At 73.0% G+C, this 16,964-nt stretch carries 13 protein-coding genes, 2 tRNA genes and 1 pseudogene; 9 read left to right on the forward strand and 7 right to left on the reverse strand.

Translation table 11 applies throughout. The features are described from left to right. Positions 1-165 precede the first annotated feature (165 nt). Complete coding sequence (locus AB0H28_RS17880) at positions 166-1,386, reverse strand: GNAT family N-acetyltransferase (RefSeq protein WP_358040811.1); 1,221 nt, start codon at positions 1,384-1,386, stop codon at positions 166-168. A gap of 100 nt (positions 1,387-1,486) precedes the next feature. On the opposite strand from AB0H28_RS17880, the gene AB0H28_RS17885 reads away from it, so the two are divergent. Further along, entirely contained in the window at positions 1,487-2,011 is a 525-nt protein-coding gene (locus AB0H28_RS17885) for a hypothetical protein (RefSeq protein ID WP_358040814.1), read from the forward strand. A 61-nt stretch (positions 2,012-2,072) separates the two neighbouring features. Here AB0H28_RS17885 and AB0H28_RS17890 read toward each other — a convergent pair whose 3' ends face one another. The 3 genes and pseudogenes from AB0H28_RS17890 to AB0H28_RS17900 form a co-directional block, all read right to left on the reverse strand. Next, positions 2,073-2,597 carry a hypothetical protein gene (locus tag AB0H28_RS17890; RefSeq protein WP_358040817.1) on the reverse strand — a complete coding sequence of 175 codons (525 nt, stop codon included), beginning with the start codon at positions 2,595-2,597 and terminating at the stop codon, positions 2,073-2,075. 206 nt (positions 2,598-2,803) lie between these two features. Next, a pseudogene (locus tag AB0H28_RS17895) lies at positions 2,804-4,914 on the reverse strand (M14 family zinc carboxypeptidase). 85 nt (positions 4,915-4,999) lie between these two features. Beyond that, positions 5,000-8,011 (reverse strand): Hsp70 family protein, encoded by a 3,012-nt coding sequence (locus tag AB0H28_RS17900; protein ID WP_358040820.1) that lies wholly within the window; start codon positions 8,009-8,011, stop codon positions 5,000-5,002. 121 nt (positions 8,012-8,132) lie between these two features. Between AB0H28_RS17900 and AB0H28_RS17905 the strand changes: the two genes are divergently transcribed. Then, a complete protein-coding gene (locus AB0H28_RS17905) occupies positions 8,133-8,780 on the forward strand; it encodes an MOSC domain-containing protein (protein WP_358040823.1) in 648 nt (215 codons plus the stop codon). Positions 8,781-8,893: 113 nt separating this feature from the next. Here AB0H28_RS17905 and AB0H28_RS17910 read toward each other — a convergent pair. Next, positions 8,894-8,967 (reverse strand) — tRNA-Gly (locus AB0H28_RS17910). Positions 8,968-9,211: 244 nt separating this feature from the next. On the opposite strand from AB0H28_RS17910, the gene AB0H28_RS17915 reads away from it, so the two are divergent. The 5 genes from AB0H28_RS17915 (at position 9,212) to clpX (ending at position 13,791) form a co-directional block, all read left to right on the forward strand. Then, a tRNA-Pro gene (locus AB0H28_RS17915) sits at positions 9,212-9,285 on the forward strand. Positions 9,286-9,433: 148 nt separating this feature from the next. Beyond that, on the forward strand, positions 9,434-10,780 hold the full coding sequence (gene tig / locus AB0H28_RS17920) for a trigger factor (protein WP_358040826.1): 1,347 nt from the start codon (positions 9,434-9,436) through the stop codon (positions 10,778-10,780). 174 nt (positions 10,781-10,954) lie between these two features. Next, complete coding sequence (locus AB0H28_RS17925) at positions 10,955-11,596, forward strand: ATP-dependent Clp protease proteolytic subunit (RefSeq protein WP_089158260.1); 642 nt, start codon at positions 10,955-10,957, stop codon at positions 11,594-11,596. A 14-nt stretch (positions 11,597-11,610) separates the two neighbouring features. Further along, positions 11,611-12,273, forward strand: a complete 663-nt coding sequence (locus tag AB0H28_RS17930) for an ATP-dependent Clp protease proteolytic subunit (RefSeq protein ID WP_281593684.1) — start codon at positions 11,611-11,613, stop codon at positions 12,271-12,273. 225 nt (positions 12,274-12,498) lie between these two features. Then, entirely contained in the window at positions 12,499-13,791 is a 1,293-nt protein-coding gene (gene clpX, locus AB0H28_RS17935; RefSeq protein WP_358040830.1) for an ATP-dependent Clp protease ATP-binding subunit ClpX, read from the forward strand. A gap of 24 nt (positions 13,792-13,815) precedes the next feature. Here clpX and AB0H28_RS17940 read toward each other — a convergent pair whose 3' ends face one another. Further along, positions 13,816-14,454 (reverse strand): XRE family transcriptional regulator, encoded by a 639-nt coding sequence (locus tag AB0H28_RS17940; protein ID WP_358040833.1) that lies wholly within the window; start codon positions 14,452-14,454, stop codon positions 13,816-13,818. A 26-nt stretch (positions 14,455-14,480) separates the two neighbouring features. Here AB0H28_RS17940 and AB0H28_RS17945 point away from each other — a divergent pair, with 26 nt between their 5' ends. Both AB0H28_RS17945 and AB0H28_RS17950 read left to right on the forward strand, forming a co-directional pair. Continuing rightward, positions 14,481-15,314: an EamA family transporter gene (locus AB0H28_RS17945; RefSeq protein WP_358040836.1), complete on the forward strand. Its 834-nt coding sequence runs from the start codon at positions 14,481-14,483 to the stop codon at positions 15,312-15,314. Between the two features lie 41 nt (positions 15,315-15,355). Further along, positions 15,356-16,153 carry a carbon-nitrogen hydrolase family protein gene (locus AB0H28_RS17950; RefSeq protein WP_358040839.1) on the forward strand — a complete coding sequence of 266 codons (798 nt, stop codon included), beginning with the start codon at positions 15,356-15,358 and terminating at the stop codon, positions 16,151-16,153. A gap of 4 nt (positions 16,154-16,157) precedes the next feature. On the opposite strand, the gene AB0H28_RS17955 is transcribed toward AB0H28_RS17950, so the two are convergent. Continuing rightward, a complete protein-coding gene (locus AB0H28_RS17955) occupies positions 16,158-16,379 on the reverse strand; it encodes a hypothetical protein (protein WP_358040842.1) in 222 nt (73 codons plus the stop codon). Between the last annotated feature and the right edge of the window lie 585 nt (positions 16,380-16,964).

Raw genomic sequence — 16,964 nt, forward strand, 5'->3', positions numbered from 1 at the left:
CGCCGTCGCTCCGCCTCACCCACCCTCCGACCGTACCGTCCGGACCGGCCGCGATCGACCACTCCGCGATCATGCGCTCGGGGCGCCTGCGATGTCGGATTCACCCGGGTGGCAACGGTGCCACCGCGGAAAGATCGACGGGAGCGCGACGGGATGGGGCGCGGATCAGAAGACGTCCATGGGGGTTGGGGAGCGGTGCCAGGTGAAGGCGGGGGTGAGCGCCGGCAGGGTGCCGGGGATCAGCTCGCGCACGCGGCCGGTGGCGGCCAGCGCGGCCGGGGTCACGCCGCCCAGGTAGAGCTCGCCGAGCGCGCGGACGTCACAGGCCAGCCCGGCCGGCGCGGTGGTGGCCGTGCACTCCGCGCCGGCCGCCCCGCCGACCAGCCGCCACCGGCCGGTGTTCTCCGGCAGCAGCGGGTCGGTGACCTCGACCACCACGTCGACGTCGGCGGCATAGCGGCGGGCGGCGAGCGCGACCGGCACGTCCACCACCCGCACCCAGAGCCCGTCGGCGAGCTTCGCGGCGAGCTGGCGGGGCTCGTCCACGAGGCGCAGCAGCGGCTCGTCCACGGCAGCGATCGGGAAGGACAGCCGCCGGGTCAGGTCGACCGAGAGCAGCAGCCGCCAGAGCGCCAGGTACGCCTCCGGCGTGTCCGCCACCACCTCGCCGACCTGCACCTCGCTGCCGGGGACGTCGCCGTGCCACTCGTCCCTGGTCCGGTAGAGCGCGTATCCGTCGAGCCCGTCCGGCCCGTGGTGCAGCAGCACCCGCCGCTCGGTGGCGCCGCCCCGGCGGCTCTTCACGTCCGCCAGCACGTACGCCCACCAGCGCTCGTCGCGGCGGGACCAGCCGGGGCGGTCGGCGCGCACCCGCTCGTACAGCCGGGCCAGCTCGCCGGCGTGCGGGGCCGGCCGGTCCAGGCGCAGCGTGCCCTCGGCGGGGGTGGGCTCGGGCAGCCGCAGCCCGGTGGTGTCGGCGGCGATCACCAGCCGCTGGGCTGCGGAGCCGTAGCCGAACCTGGGGTAGATCCGGCCCTCGCTGGCCCAGAGCACCGCGATCGGCTCCCGGCGGGTGTCGAGGATCTGGCGAAGCTGCCGGCGCATCAGCGCGGTGAGCAGGCCGCGGCGGCGATGGGTGGGTGCGACCGCCACCATGGAGACGTGCGCGGCCGGCACGTCCGCCCCGGGTACGGCCAGGTCGCGGCTGAATGCGGCGGCGTGCGCCACGGCCGTGCCGGCGTCGCGGACCAGCAGCGCGCGTTCCGGCTCGAAGAGGGGCCGTTCGAGCTGCTGCACCTCGGGGTCGAGATCGTTGTGGAAGGCCAACGCCAGCAGCGCGGCGATCTCGTCGAAGTCTTCGGCCCGGGGCACCACCACGTCGGTCATCGCCCGTGTGTACCCGATCACCGTGGGGGTCGGCACCCTATTTGCCGGGTGGCTACCCTCGGAACCGGAGGCCGACGTGGGCCGAGGGGGAGGACGGAAGATGGCGGACCAGACACAGCCGTGGGCGGAGCGCACCGTGGAGGTGCCGCCCCAGCCGGTGCCCGAGCAGCGGGATCCGTTCCGGCGCGGAGTGGCGGCGGTCGGCCGGCCCCGCACGCCCCGCACCGAGCCGTTCCCCACCGTGGAGCACGGCGACTGGGCCGCCGAGCCGGCGCCCCGCCGGCCGATGAGCTGGCACCTGGCCCAGGCGCGCCGGGGCGGGGAGTGGAGCGCGGCCGGCGCCCTGTTCGCCTTTGTCTGCTGGGGCATCTGGGCGATCTCCGGCCGGGGGAATCTGGTCGCCCCGCTGCTCACGTTCGTGCTCAGCCTGCTCACCGCCGTCGGCCTGTTCGCGTTGGCCCGGCTGCTCGGCCGGCTGATCCTGGAGCGGCAGCTCGGCCGGGTGCGGCGCAGCGCCCGCGGCGCGCACATGATCACCGCGCTCTTCCTGGCCGGGGTGGGGGTCGCCTACCTTCAGCAGACCGAGTGGGTGGTCTCGGCCTGGAACTGGGTGACCGGCAACTGAGCCCGCCGGTGCGGGCGGGTCGCCGCCCACCCGCGCCGGTTCGTCCCGGGCCGCGGGGCGGTCAGAACGTGGTCGTGACGCCGACCGCCTCGCAGGCGGCGTTGAGGTCCGCGCCGGCCTTCTCCATGGCGGGGCTGTCGGCGGCGGCGCTCGGGTCGGCGGCCTTCGCCGCCTTGATGTTCTCCGCGCCGAACTTCTTCAGGGCGGTGCCCGCGGCGCTGTCGCCCCCGGTCGAGGCCAGCGCGGTGGCGGTTCGGCCCATCTCGGTCAGGATCTTGGTGACCTCGGCGTCCGGGTCGCCGCCGTTCTGCACGGCGGAGACGAGTCGTGCCCGCATCTCGTCGCCCGACTTCTTGACGGACTGGCAGAGCTGCTTGTCGCCGGCCGTGCCCGGCGCGGCCGGCGCGGACGCGGCCGGTGAGGACACCGCCGGGGCGGGGGTCGTGGCGGCGGACGTCGTCGCGGCGGGCGCCGAGGCGGACGTGGCCGCCGCGCCCGCCTCGGTGTCGGGGTCCTCGCCGCCGCAGGCGGTGAGCGTCGCCAGGGCGCAGGCCAGCACGATCGGAGCGATACGAATCGTTTTCACGGGAGCGCACGCTAGCCGACGCCGGCGACCCGGCCAACCGCTGTCGACCGGCGGCGGGCCGGGCGTCGGCGGCGGGCGGTCGGCGTGGTGCCGCCCGCCCGCACGCCCGGTCGCGGTACGCCGCGACGCCGGTCGTCACTCCTCCAGGACGGCGCTCGCATTACCCGGCCCCGCGCGGTTCATCCGTCGCCCGTCGGGATGAGCGGTCAGGGCCTGGCCGATGCGGCGGCGTGGTCACGGGCCACCCGCACCAGCTCGATCAGGCCGCCGGCATACTCCTGGGACTCGCCGTGCGCCTCGTCGAAGGGCGGCTGGAAGCCGACGCCCTCCCACTGCCCGGTGGCCTCGTTCCACCTGTCGTTGCCCACCTCGAAGTCCCAGGCGAAGATGCCCAGCTCGTAGTAGAGCTGGTCGGCCGAGTTGCCGGCCGCCGAGTAGAGCACGTCGGCGACCGGGCCGGTCTGCGACGGCCAGGTGACGGTGCCGCGTTCGGCCGCGATGGCGCCAACGATCCGGCGGGCGCTGGCGAGGAACAGCGTCGACTCGTCGATCGACGGGCGCGGCAGGGTGACCCGCCCGTCGGCCCGGTACGCCCCGGGCGGCCACATGAAATAGCCGCCGTAGGAGTGCACGTTCATCGCGAACCTGATGTTGGGGTGCGCCTTGGCCAGGTCGATGACGTTGCGGCTCTCCGGCTCGGACAGCTCCGCCGTGCCGGCGTAGTTGCCGGAGAGGCAGTTGGCGCTGGCGCCGACGTAGCCGTCGAACAACGACCCGACGGTGTAGTTGCGGTTGACGTCCACTCCCCAGCTGGTGCGGTACCTCGGGTCGCGGGCGGTGCCGGCGCAGTGGTTGACCAGGTTCTTGCGCTGGAAGTTGTAGTCGTGGAACGAGTAGTTCGCGCCGTCCGGGTTCACCGTCGGGATCACGAACACGTCCACCTGCTCCAGCAGGTCGCGGGTCGCCGCGTCGGTGCGCGCGTTGGCCAGCAGCCGCTCCGCGAACTCCAGCGTGACCAGCGGCGTCGCCCACTCCCGGGCGTGCTCCTGCGAGTACGCGAGCACCCCGATCCGGGAGCCGTCGCGGTGCTTGCCGATGCGCAGCGCCTGCACGGTCCACGGGCGGGCCGGCACCTCGGTGCCCTGCAACCCGTCGTCGAGGCGTACCGGTCCGGCGACCGCCATGGGCAGTCCGGTCGAGCCGTCCTCGACGGTGGCCCGCAGGCGCGCGCCCTGCCGGGCGTTGATCGCGGCGGCGACGTCGTCGGTGGTGCTGCTGATCTTGCCGGCGGTGTCGGTGGCCAGCGACACGGTGAGCACCCGGTCGCGGTAGCGGACGGTCAGCGGGCGGTTCGGCCGGCCCGGGTCGACGGTGCGCGCCTGCACGCCGTTCATGCCCTGGTCGCCGAAGCGGACCGACTCCACGACCACGGCGGCGGCGGCCGGGTCACCGAGGTACGCGGCGGCGGTGCGCCGGTAGCCCTGGGTGCGGTTCGGCAGGTCGATGACGTCGACCAGGTCGCGGTACTGGCGGCCGAGTCGGGCGATGCGGGCCTTGATGTCGACGGGCGTCAGGTAGGCGTCGATGAAGTCCTTCTGGTAGCCGGCCGGCTGCGCCGGCGGGGTGGCGTCCGGCCAGCGCGTGAGGGTGACCGGCCGGCTCGCCCCGCCGAGGCTGGAGGTGGCGGTGAGCTGCACCGGCCGGCCGGGCACCGGCTGCGGCAGCGCGTAGTGGTACTGGTATTCGCCCGAGTCCTCGAACCGGTAGAGCGGAAGGAGCCGGTGGCGCCGTCGGCGGTGCGCCAGCTCACCGTGATCTCCACGTCCGGGTCGTCGGTCGCGGTGGTGGCCACCTGGGCCTGGAGGAACGTCTGCCCACCGGTGACCCACCAGTAGGACTGGAGGAACTGGAGCGTGTCGGCTCCGTCGGCGGCGCGCAATCCGCTGCGGCTGCGGGCCTGGGCGGCGCGGCGGCTCTCGGCGAGGCGCCGGGCGCCGTCGTCGGCGCGTTGCACGATCTGCACCGCGTCCGCGCCCTGCCGGGTGAGATCGGCGAGCTGCCGGCCGGTGAGGACGAGGTCGGCGACCGGGTGGCCGTCGCGGGACCGGGGCCGGTTGGCCAGGTCCGCGCCGCCGGCGACCAGGCGGGCGAGCTGCGCCTCGTCGGCCAGTCGCACCCGGACCAGAGCGGTCTCGGCGGGCGCCAGGGTGATCGGGTCAGCGGCCGGCGCGGCCGTGCCGGGGGTGGGCTGGAGGAGGCCGGCGGTGATCAGGATGCTGGTGGTGGCGAGCGCGGTCCACCGTCGTCGGACGAACACGTGATCTCCTGACGGACGTCGATGTCTCGAACGTCCAGACCAACCGAGACATCGATGACTGTCAAGCCCGCTTTCGGTCTCGCGCTCAGCCGGCGAAGCGGTACAGCCGGAACTCCTTCTCCGCGCCGCACACCAGCATCTCGGTGTTCCAGGAGCAGGATTCGCTGCGGATCTGCTTCACCTGCCCCATCTCGACCGGCTTCCCGTCCACCGCGAAACCGGCCAGGACGCGGTCGTCCTCGTAGCCGCTCGGCTCCTTGTCGAACAGCAGCAGGTTGCCCGCGTCCAACCGGACCGCCACCCCGTCGCGCCCGCGCAGCACCGGTTCGCCGTCCGGCGCGAACACCGTCACCGAGTCCCGGGGCAGGGTCCGCTGGGCCAGCAGATGCTCGCCGAGCGGGACCAGCCGGGTCGCCTGCGGGGCCGCCCAGCGCCGACTGCCCTCACCCTCGGTCGCGACCACCACCTGCGTGCCGTCGGCGCCCGCGCCGGGCACCTCCAGCAGGCAGGCGCGGTGCTTCCCGCAGGTGACCAGCGCCTTCACCCGGCTGTCCCGGGCGGTGGCCTCGTAGCGCACGTCGGGGGTGCCGAGACTGCCCAGGTCGTAGGAGACCAGCCGCAGGCCCCGGTCGCTCTCCGCCACGTACAGCCGGTCGTCGCGGGCGGCCACCGGGTCGTCGAGGTCGGCCACGTTGCCCCGGCTGCGCAGCACCCTTCCGGTCGTGACGTCCAGCACCCGCACCGAGCGGTCCGCGCCCACCTGCACCAGCCGGTCGGCCTCGCCCGACCACGGCGCGCGCGGCGTGCCGTCCGGGTGGGCCGCGCCGTCCAGCGCCTCAGCGGTGGCGACCGGCACCACCACCGTGCGGGCGTCGCCGTACTCGGTGCGCGGGTTGGTCCGCGTCCACCGCTCCCGGCCGTCGTCCAGCCGCAACCCGACCAGCCGGTCGCCGGCGCGGTCCAGCCGGACCAGCGTGTCGGCACCGAGGAAGATCTCGTCGTCACCGGCGATGCTGGTGTCCCACCGCTGCTCGCCGGTGTCGCCGTCGAGCACCACGAGCGGCCGGGGTGTGCTCGAGCCGGAGGCGTCGGCGAGCACCGCGACGCCGTCGGGCAGCGCCCGGATGCCGGCCCACCGCTCGGCGCTCACCCCGGTCCGCGCCGCCCAGATCTGCCGGCCGGTGGCGGCCTGCACCGCCCGCACCGCGAGCCGGTCGTCCGGCAGCGACCAGGCCAGGTAGGCGCGGTCGCCGACCGTCGCGGTGAACATCGCGCCGGGCCGTTCGTCGCCCACGGCCACTGTTTCGACCAGCACCGGGGTCTGGAAGTCGAGCGCCGGGTGCCGGTCCCGGAACACCCACAGCAGCGTCGCCGCCGCCACCGCGACGACGACCAGGCCGGCACCGGCCGCGAGCCAGCGGCCCCGCCGGGCACCGCCGCGCGTCGCACCGTCCGCCGGGGCGGAGGACCACGGTCCGGGTACGCCGGCCGCCCCGTGCCCCGACCCGCCGGGCGGCGACGTCGGGCCGCGGCCGGGCGGGGGGTACGCCGTCGCGCCGGGCGGCGGCGACGTCGGGGCGTACCCGGACGGGGGGTAGGCGGTCGCGCCGGGTGGTCCCGAGGTCGGGACGTAGCCGGACGGGGGGTAGGCGGTCGCGCCGGGTGGTCCCGACGTGGGGGCGTACCCGGGCGGGGTGGGGCCGGCCGGGTCGGCGACGAGCGTGCCGTGCGGGCCGGCGGCTGCCGCGGTCGTGGCGTCGGCGGCCGGCGTGCCGTGCGGGCCGACCGGCGCGGTGGTCGCCGACTCGACGACAGTGCCGTGCGGTCCGGCCGCCGCCGTCCGCTCGGTGGCCGCCGGCACGGTGCTACCCGGCCCCACCGCGCCGTTCGCGGCCGGATCGGGTGCCGGCGGCCCCACCGGCACCGGCTGGGCGGGCGCGGGGGGACGGGCGGCCCGGCGGGGCGGCGGCAGGTCGGTCAGCGCGCCCTCGGCGACCGGCAGTTCCGGCTGCTCCAGCACGGTCGGCGCGATGCCCAGCTCGGCGTGCAGCAGCCGGGCCACCAGCGGCACCCGGGTCGAGCCGCCGACCAGGAACAGCCCGGAGAGCTGCTCCGGGCGCAGCCCGGTTGCGGCGGTCACGTGCCGGGTCTCGGCGACCGCGCGGGCGAGCAGCGGCGCGGCGAGGCGCTCGAAGTCCGCCCGGGTCAACGGGACGGCCGCCTCGACCCCGGGCACGGCCACCGGCGCGACGATGGCCCGGGAGAGCATCTCCTTGGCGCCGCGCACGTTTTCCCAGAGCTGCTGCCGGTCGCGCCGATCGGCCGTGGTCGCCGGCGCGGTCAACCGGGCCCACGCCGCGGGATGGACCGGCCGCACCAGCTCGCCGAGCCGCCCGAGCAGGGCCGCGTCCAGGTCGAGCCCGCCGAGGTCGGCGAGCCCACCGGTGGCGACGAGCTGGAACCCGGAGTCGCCCCACGGGTCGGCGCCCTCGTTGCGCAGCACCGCCACGTCGAGCGTGCCGCCGCCGAAGTCGAACACCGCCACCGTGCCGCCCACCGGCACCGGCCGGCGCAGCACCTGCGTGTAGTAGCGGGCCGCGGCCACCGGCTCGCGCAGCAGGCGGGTGCCGGGCGCGATCGGTCCGGCCAGCGTGTGCTCGGCCGCCGCCGGCCAGCCGGCGAGTTCCACCGCGTCGTGCAGCACCTGCCGTCGGGGCGGAGCCCAGGCGGCCGGGTGCGTCACCACCGCCGGGGGCAGGTGGCCGGCCGCGGCCACCGCCGCGTCCGCGACCGCCCGCAGCGTGGCGGCCAGCAGCTCCGCCGGCCGGTACGCCCGCCCGCGCAGCTCGACGGTCTCCTCGTCGATCCGCCGCTTCGGGTTCGGCTCGTAGCCGGCCGGGTCGGCCTGGGCCAGGCGCTGGGCGTCCCGCCCGACGTGCAGGTGACCGTCGGCGTCGGCGTAGACCCCGGACGGCAGGATCGGGTGCCCGTCGACGAGCACCGGCCGGGTGGTCCCGTCCGGGCGGCGCAGCACCGCCACCGTGTTCGAGGTGCCGAGGTCCACGCCGAGGGCGAAACCGTCCTGCTGGCCTGCCATCCGCGGCTACCTCCACCACCCGACGAGGATGTCCGGCCCGCATCGTACGCAGCCCGCGCCGCCCACCCGGTGCGGGGAACGGACTGGCCGGTACGGCCTCCGACCGCATACCGTCGCCGGCATGAGGGTGATCTCCGTCAACGTGGGCCGACCGCAGCCGAACCCCTGGAAGGGGATCGGGGCCACCGGCATCGACAAGCGGCCGGTCGACGGCCCCGTCTCGGTCACCGCGCCCGGACCCAAGGGCGCCGGCGACGTCGGGCTGGCCGGCGACCGCGTCTACGACGTCGCCCACCACGGCGGCACCGACCAGGCCGTCTACGCGTACGCGCGGGAGGATCTCGACCACTGGGAGGCCGAACTGGGCCGTCCGCTCGGCGACGGCAGCTTCGGCGAGAACCTGACCACCGGCGGCCTCGACGTCAACGGCGCGCTCATCGGTGAGCGGTGGCGGATCGGTGCGGAGCTGGTGCTGGAGGTCTCCTGCCCGCGCATCCCCTGCGGCACGTTCCAGGGGTGGCTGGGGGAGCGGGGATGGATCAAGCGGTTCACCCGGGCGGCGCGGCCCGGGACGTACCTGCGGGTGATCACGCCCGGTAGCGTCGCCGCCGGGGACCCGGTGCAGGTCGCGCACCGGCCCGACCACGACGTGACGGTGGCGACGGTGTTCCGGGCGACGACGCTGGAGCCGGAACTGCTGCCCCGGCTGCTGGTGGCCGACGCGCTGCCCGCCGAGGACATGGCGCAGATCCGTCGCCGCCTGCCGTGAACCTTGAGATCGGACGGAGGGTGCTGAGCCCGCTTCTCGACGAGGCGTACGGGCGGGTGTGTCACACCGGCCCCCGAGCCGATGGCGACGCCGTTGACCTGGGCCGGAAGGCGTGGAGCGGGCGACGGGAATCGAACCCGCGTAGTCAGTTTGGAAGACTGAAGCTCTACCATTGAGCTACGCCCGCGAGCACCCCACCGGGTGGGATGCGCCCGCCCAGCTTAGCGAATCCCGGAACCGGACGCGCGGCGCGTACCGAGCGCCCCGCAGGAGATCCACACCACCTCGCCGAGGTGGCGTCTTCCCGCCGGCCCAACCCCGCCACCTCGCCGAGGTGGCGACGCGGCACGGGGGTTGGGCGCGGCGCGGACGGCCGGGCGCGCCCCGGTCACCCGCGCGGGTGCCCGGACGGCATACACTCTTCGTCGCCACGGGGTGTGGCGCAGCTTGGTAGCGCACTCGCTTTGGGAGCGAGGGGCCGTGGGTTCAAATCCCGCCACCCCGACTGTCGTACGCGACCGGATCGTCCCGGGAACCGCCGGTTTCTCCGCGCGGTGCCCGGGCCCTGCCGACGCGGCAGGCCGACTCGCCTACACTCGATGCGCGCAATCACGCCCCAGAATCGACACCCAGATCCGTCAAGGAGTACGCCTGTGAAGAGCACCGTCGAGACTCTGAGCCCGACGCGCGTGCGGCTCGCCATCGAGGTGCCGTTCGTCGAGCTCGAGCCGAGCCTCAAGAAGGCGTACCGGGAGATCGGCCAGCAGGTCCAGGTTCCCGGCTTCCGCCGGGGCAAGGTTCCCAGCGCGGTGATCGACCAGCGGGTGGGCCGGGGAGCCGTCCTCAACGAGGCGATCCAGGAGGCCATCCCGCAGAACATCCTCGCGGCGGTGCGCGAGCACGACCTGAAGACGCTCGGTCGCCCCGAGGTCGACATCACCGAGTTCAACGACGGTGACTCGCTCAACTTCACCGCCGAGGTCGACGTCCGGCCGGAGATCACCCTGCCGGACCCGGCGACCATCGAGGTGACCGTCGACGAGATCGAGATCGCCGATAGCGAGATCGACGAGCAGATCGGCGGCCTCCGCGAGCGCTTCGCCACGCTGAAGACCGTCGAGCGGGCCGCCCAGGAGGGCGACTTCGTCCAGATCGACCTGAACGCCACTGTCGACGGCGAGGAGGTCCCCGGCGGTTCGGCGAGCAACATCTCGCACGAGGTCGGCAGCAAGCAGCTCCTGCCGGGTCTGGACGAGGCGCTCGTCGGCCTGGCCGCCGGCGACAGCACCACCTTCACCACCCAACTCGTGGGCGGCGACTACGCCGGCCGCGACGCCGACGTGGCGGTGACCGTCCGCACGGTCAAGGAGAAGGAGCTCCCCGAGCTCGACGACGACTTCGCGCAGATGGCCAGCGAGTTCGACACCATCGAGGAGCTGCGCGGCGACCTGCGTGAGCGGGTCACCCGGGGCAAGCAGGTCGAGCAGATCTACGCCGCCCGCGACAAGGCGCTGGAGCAGATGGTGGCCGCCGCCGAGGTGCCGGCGCCGGAGGGTGTCGTCAAGGAGGAGGTCGAGAGCCGCAAGGCCGCGATGGTCGACCAGCTCGAGCGCATCGGCGCCTCCATGGAGGAATACCTCGCCGCGGAGGAGAAGACCGAGGAGCAGATCGACGCCGAGCTGACCGAGGCGGCGACCGACGGCGTCAAGATCCAGCTCCTGCTGGACACGCTTGCCGACGCCGAGGACGTGCAGGTCTCCGACGACGAGTTCGGGCACGAGATCGTGCACCGGGCGCAGCGCGCCGGCATGGCCCCGCAGCAGTACTACGACCAGCTCGCCCGCTCCGGCGCCGCCGCCGCCGTCTTCGGCGACGTCCGCCGGGGCAAGGCGCTCGCCGCGGTGATGGAGAAGATCAAGATCAAGGACTCGGCGGGCAACGAGGTCTCCCTCGACGCGCTGCGGGCCCAGAACGAGGCCGAGCACGACCACCAGCACTGATCGTCAGGCGACGGCCGCCGTCCCGCGCTGCGCGCCGGGGCGGCGGCCGAAACCCTTTCCGGGGTACGCCGAGCGGGTGACTGCGCTGAGAGCGAACAGTGCCCCGACCGGGAGTGCGCCCGGAGGCGAAGCGGTTAGTGTCGGACAGGACGGTACGGAGAGCGAAGGGCTGCCATGACCGACATGCACATCCCCAAGAAGTCGCTCCGGGCGATCGAGGCCCGCGGTGGCGACTCCATTGGCAACCTCGACGACTCGGTCTACAACCGGTTGCTCAAGGAACGGATCATCTTCCTGGGCAGCGAGGTGAACGACCAGGTGGCCAACCGCATCTGCGCGCAGCTGCTGCTGCTCGCCGCGGAGGACCCGGACCGCGACATCTTCCTCTGGATCAACTCGCCGGGTGGCTCGGTCTACTCCGGCATGGCGATCTACGACACCATGCAGTACATCGACAACGACGTGTCCACCGTCGCCATGGGCATGGCCGCATCCATGGGCCAGCTGCTGCTCTGCGCGGGCACCAAGGGCAAGCGTTACGCCCTGCCGCACGCGCGGATCATGATGCACCAGCCCTCGGGTGGCCTCGGCGGCACCGCGTCGGACATCGCGATCCAGGCCGAGCAGATGCTCTACACCAAGCGGATGTTCCAGGAGCGGGTGGCGCACCACACCGGCCAGTCCCAGGCCCAGATCGAGGCGGACTCGGACCGCGACCGCTGGTTCACCGCCCAGGAGGCCATGGACTACGGCTTCATCGACAAGGTGATCATCGGGGCCGCGCAGGTTCCGGATGGCGCCGGGACCCTGAGCTGACCGAGGAGCTGACGATGACCGACCTGAGCCTGCCGCCCCAGTTCGCGGCCGTGCACAACCGCTACGTCCTGCCGTCGTTCGTCGAGCGCACGTCGTACGGGATGAAGGAGTCGAATCCCTACAACAAGCTCTTCGAGGACCGGATCATCTTCCTCGGGGTCCAGGTGGACGACGCGTCCGCCAACGACGTGATGGCCCAGTTGCTGACGCTCGAGGGCACCGACCCGGACCGCGACATCATCATGTACATCAACTCGCCCGGCGGTTCCTTCACCGCCATGACGGCGATCTACGACACCATGCAGTACGTCCGGCCGGACATCCAGACCGTCTGCCTGGGTCAGGCGGCCAGCGCGGCGGCGGTGCTGCTCTCGGCCGGCACCCCGGGCAAGCGGATGGCGCTGCCCAACTCCCGGATCATCATCCACCAGCCGGCCACCGAGGGCGGCTACGGCCAGGGCTCGGACATCGAGATCCAGGCGCGGGAGATCCTGCGGATGCGCACGCAGTTGGAGGACATGCTGTCGCGCCACTGCAACCGCCCGATCGAGCAGGTCCGTAAGGACATCGACCGCGACAAGATCATGACGGCCGAGGAGTCCAAGGACTACGGGCTGGTCGATACCATCCTGACCAGCCGCAAGAAGGGTCTGCTGGCGTCGCACGCCGCGGGCTGAGCACGTGCGGGGGTCAGAGGTCGGCCCGGGGTGCTCCCGGCCGACCTCTGACACACCCGTTTTGGGGGTCGGAGAAAACCCGGCCACCGGGTAACGTCGGGTCTGTACCGCTCCGGGTCGGATCGGGTGGGCCGACAGCACAGTGGGACGACAGGGACGGACGGGCGCCGCGGCGCCCGCAGGTCAGGGCCGGCGCTCCGGCCGATGAGTGCAGGGAGAACGTAGGTGGCACGGATCGGTGACGGCGGCGACCTACTGAAGTGCTCCTTCTGTGGCAAGTCACAGAAGCAGGTCAAGAAACTCATCGCGGGCCCCGGTGTCTACATCTGCGACGAGTGCATCGATCTCTGCAACGAGATCATCGAGGAGGAGCTGGCCGAGTCCGGCGAGGTGAAGTGGGAAGAGCTTCCCAAGCCGATGGAGATCTGCCAGTTCCTCGACAACTACGTCGTCGGTCAGGAGCAGGCCAAGAAGGCGCTCGCCGTCGCGGTCTACAACCACTACAAGCGGATCCAGGCCGAGGCCGCCGGCGCCCCCGGGTCGGGGAGCGACGGTGTCGAGCTGGCCAAGTCAAACATCCTGCTGTTGGGTCCGACCGGCTGCGGCAAGACCCACCTGGCGCAGACCCTGGCCCGGATGCTCAACGTCCCGTTCGCGATCGCCGACGCCACCGCGCTCACCGAGGCGGGCTACGTCGGAGAGGACGTGGAGAACATCCTCCTCAAGCTGATCCAGGCCGCCGACTACGACATCAAGCGCGCCGAGACCGGCATCATCTACATCGACGAGGTCGACAAGATCGCCCGCAAGTCGGAGAACCCGTCGATCACCCGCGACGTCTCCGGCGAGGGCGTGCAGCAGGCGCTGCTCAAGATGTTGGAGGGCACGGTCGCCAACGTGCCGCCGCAGGGCGGCCGGAAGCACCCGCACCAGGAGTTCATCCAGATCGACACCACGAACGTGCTGTTCATCTGTGGTGGCGCGTTCGCCGGCCTCGACCAGATCATCGAGGCCCGCACCGGCTCCGGCGGCACCGGCTTCGGCGCCCGGCTCCGGTCGGTGTCGGAGCGGTCGACCGACGACATCTTCAGCCAGGTCATGCCGGAAGACATGTTGAAGTTCGGGCTGATCCCCGAGTTCATCGGCCGGCTCCCGGTGATCACCAACGTGCGCAGCCTCGACCGGAGCGCCCTGGTGCAGATCCTCACCGAGCCGCGCAACGCGCTGGTCCGGCAATACCAGCGCCTGTTCGAGCTCGACGGCGTCGAGCTGGAGTTCGAGCAGCCGGCGCTGGAGGCCATCGCCGACCAGGCCATGCTCCGCGGCACCGGTGCCCGTGGCCTGCGAGCCATCATGGAGGAGGTGCTCCTCTCCGTGATGTACGAGGTGCCGAGCAACCCCGACGCCGCCCGGGTGCTGATCACCCGCGAGGCCGTCCTGGAGAACGTCAACCCGACCATCGTGCCCCGCGAGTTCACCGGCCGACGCCGCCGGGACCGCGAGGAGAAGTCGGCCTGAGCCGTCGTCGTGACCGCGCCCGGGTCAGCTCGGGCGCGGTTCGCGTGACCGGGTCCGCCGGTCCCACTCGCCCGACGGGGTGACCACCACCATCATCAGGCGGACGGGCGCGTCGCCGGCGGCCCGGTAGCCGTGTTCCCGGTCGGCGTGGAACTCCACCGTCTCGCCGGTCCCCACCTCGTGCTCGACGCCGTCGACGGTGACCGTGGCGGCGCCGTCCAGCACGTGCAGGATCTCCCGGGTGCCGTGTGCGTGGTCGGGGGAGCGCAGCGTCTCGCCGGGGTGCATCCGCCAGTCCCAGAGTTCGACCAGGTCGGGCTCGCCGAAACCGCTGAGCAGACGCGCGGCGCCGCCGTGCGGGCCGCGCCACAGCACCGGCGTCTGCTCCGCCGGGGTCACCCGTACGGTGCTCTCTGCGGCCGGTTCGAGCAGCCGGGCGATGCTGACGCCGAACGCGTCGGCGACCCGGCAGAGCGTGCCGATGCTCGGGTTGGTTCGGCCGCCCTCGATCTGCACCAGCATGCCCTTGCTGACGCCGGACCGGCCGGCCAGTTCGTCGAAGGACCAGCCTCGGGCGGCCCGCAACTCGCGTACCTGCCGGGCGACCGCGGCGGTCACCGCGCCCACCCGCCCACCGGCGTCGGTCATCATACTGTCCTTCACGGTCACTATTATGGTACGACTGTCGGATGCTCCCCATTGTGCTCGCCGCGGTGTCCGCGATCGCGTTCGGCACGGCCGACTTCTCCGGCGGCAAGGCGTCGCGCCACGCGGACCCGATCGCCGTGACAGTGGTGTCCCAACTTCTCAGCCTGCCGCTGCTGGTCGTGCTGGTGCTCGTCGTGCCCGGCACACCCCGCGCCGTCGACCTGGCCTGGGGCCTGCTTGCCGGCGTGGCCGGCGCGGCCGGCGTGATGCTGCTCTACCGGGCGCTGGCCACCGGGGTCATGGCCGTCGTCGCGCCGGTCACCGCCATCACCGCGGCGGTGGTGCCGATCGTCGCCGGACTGGTCGTGGCCGATTCCCCGGGCGGGGTGGCGCTCGGTGGCGCCGGGCTCGCGGTGGTGGCGATCGCGCTGGTCAGCCTCGGTGAGCCCGGTGGCGCCGGCCGCGTCTCCGGCCGGGTCGTCGGCACCGCGCTCGCCGCGGGCCTGCTCTTCGGCATCTTCTTCGCACTGCTCGGCCAGGCCGACTCCGGCGCCGGCATGTGGCCGGTGCTGGCGGTGCGGGTCAGCTCCATCGCGTTCGGCGTCGCGCTCGCCGCCCATACCGGCGTGCGCCTGCGGCCGGGGCGGCGGGTGCTCGGCTGGACCGCGGCGGCCGGCCTGCTCGACTCCGCGGCGAACGCGCTCTTTCTCGCCGCCGCCGGGCGCGGTCATCTCAGCGTGGTGGCGGCCATCGCGTCGCTCTACCCGGCGAGCACCGTCCTGCTCGCGCTCGCGGTGGACCGGGAACGGCTGCGTCCGGTGCAGTTGGCCGGGCTCGGGTTCGCCGCCGCCGCGCTCGTGCTGGCCAGCGTCTGAGCACTGTCGGTCGACGCCCCGAAGCCCGTACCCTCGGGGTCATGCGCGTCGCCGTCTGCCAGCTCAACGCCCGCGACGACCGGGCGGCGAACCTCGCCGCCGCCGAGGCCCTGCTGGTCAGGGCCGCGGCGGCCGGCGCCGACCTCGCGCTCCTGCCGGAGTACGTGGACTATCTCGGCCACGCCGACCGGATGCCGCCGCCCGAGCCGGTCGACGGCGAGGTGGGGCGGTTCTTCGCGGCGACCGCCCGGCGGCTCGGCCTCTGGGTGATCGCGGGTTCGTTCCACGAGGCCGGCCCGGACCCGGCGCACACCTGGAACACGTCGTTGGTCTTCGACCGGGAGGGCGCGCTCGCCGCCGCCTACCGCAAGATCCATCTGTACGACGTGGAGATCCCCGGCCGCGTCTCCTACCGGGAGTCGGCCACCGTCGCGCCGGGGGAGAAGCCCGTGGTGGTCGACGTGGAAGGTCTCCGCGTCGGCCTTTCGATCTGCTATGACCTGCGGTTTCCGGAGCTGTACCGGCAGCTCGCCGTCGACGGCGGCGCCGAGCTCCTGGTCGTGCCGGCCGCGTTCATGATGCACACCGGGCGGGATCACTGGGAGGTGCTGCTGCGGGCACGCGCGATCGAGAACCAGTGCTTCGTGGCAGCCGCCGGTCAGACCGGTGACCACGAGCCCGGCCGCACCTGTTTCGGGCGCAGCATGATGGTCGATCCCTGGGGGACGGTGGTGACTCAGGTCGCCGACGGTCCGGGCCTGGCGGTCGCGGAGATCGACCTGGACCGCCTGCGCACCATCCGCGCCGAGCTGCCCAGCCTCGCCAACCGCCGGCTCTGAGCGATCAGGCCTCCAGCAGCAGGCCCACCACGGCGAAGCCGGCGATCGCCAGCGCGGTGACCAGCAGCGCGGTCGTCATCCGGGACGGGCCGCGCCGGACGAGCCGGCGCATCGACAGCAGCAGCACGGCGAGCACGAAGGCCCCGATGACCAACTGCCAGAACGGCAGCAGGAGACCGAGCAGGGCCTCCTCGGCGAGGGCCGGGGGCCGGGACAGGTCAGCCATGACGACCACTCTGGCACGACGAGGGCCGGCGTGGACGTCTCCGAGCGGCCCTTTCCTCCTGGCTGCCGCCGCACCGGCCAATGACGATCATTGATTTGCCTTCCCGGGCCGCGCCGCGTAGCTTTCTCTCTGCACGCGGGAGGCCGGGCAAACCGGCCGAGAGCGGGCACCGGGCTGGTGGCGGTGACGCCGGGCCAGACCGAGGATTCGGGCGGTGCAGGAAGACTTCGGAGACACGGAGTTGCGAATGCGAAGCCGACCGGGTATAGTTCGGAAGCCGGCAGGGAGCCGGGCGGGTGGTTGCGAAAGCGACGCCGGCCGGTCCGCCGAAAACCACGAGAGCAGCGAACACCGGGAACGGTGTGCGTCAGCGTGGGTCGACTCGAACCAAGTTGATCACCTCGGATGCGAGGTTGACAGCGGAAGGCGAGCCGGGTAAGTTTGAGAGGTTGCCCCAAACGGGGGTCCTGCGGATGTGGGACTTCTGGTTGGTGTGTGGTTGTTCTTTGAGAACTCAACAGGGTGCTTGATAAGCCAGTGCCAATTGTTTTATACCCCGGACTGGTCAGGCTTTGGTCTGTCTGG

The sequence above is a fragment of the Micromonospora sp. NPDC050980 genome (genome assembly GCF_040653835.1).
Classification (GTDB): domain Bacteria; phylum Actinomycetota; class Actinomycetes; order Mycobacteriales; family Micromonosporaceae; genus Micromonospora.

Coding starts and splice junctions, on each gene's coding strand:
- AB0H28_RS17925 (WP_089158260.1), top strand. CDS start 10,955: ATGACCGACATGCACATCCCCAAGAAGTCGCTCCGGGCGATCGAGGCC.
- AB0H28_RS17905 (WP_358040823.1), top strand. CDS start 8,133: ATGAGGGTGATCTCCGTCAACGTGGGCCGACCGCAGCCGAACCCCTGG.
- AB0H28_RS17880 (WP_358040811.1), bottom strand. CDS start 1,386: ATGACCGACGTGGTGGTGCCCCGGGCCGAAGACTTCGACGAGATCGCC.
- AB0H28_RS17955 (WP_358040842.1), bottom strand. CDS start 16,379: ATGGCTGACCTGTCCCGGCCCCCGGCCCTCGCCGAGGAGGCCCTGCTC.
- AB0H28_RS17900 (WP_358040820.1), bottom strand. CDS start 8,011: ATGGCAGGCCAGCAGGACGGTTTCGCCCTCGGCGTGGACCTCGGCACC.
- AB0H28_RS17930 (WP_281593684.1), top strand. CDS start 11,611: ATGACCGACCTGAGCCTGCCGCCCCAGTTCGCGGCCGTGCACAACCGC.
- AB0H28_RS17885 (WP_358040814.1), top strand. CDS start 1,487: ATGGCGGACCAGACACAGCCGTGGGCGGAGCGCACCGTGGAGGTGCCG.
- AB0H28_RS17950 (WP_358040839.1), top strand. CDS start 15,356: ATGCGCGTCGCCGTCTGCCAGCTCAACGCCCGCGACGACCGGGCGGCG.
- AB0H28_RS17945 (WP_358040836.1), top strand. CDS start 14,481: ATGCTCCCCATTGTGCTCGCCGCGGTGTCCGCGATCGCGTTCGGCACG.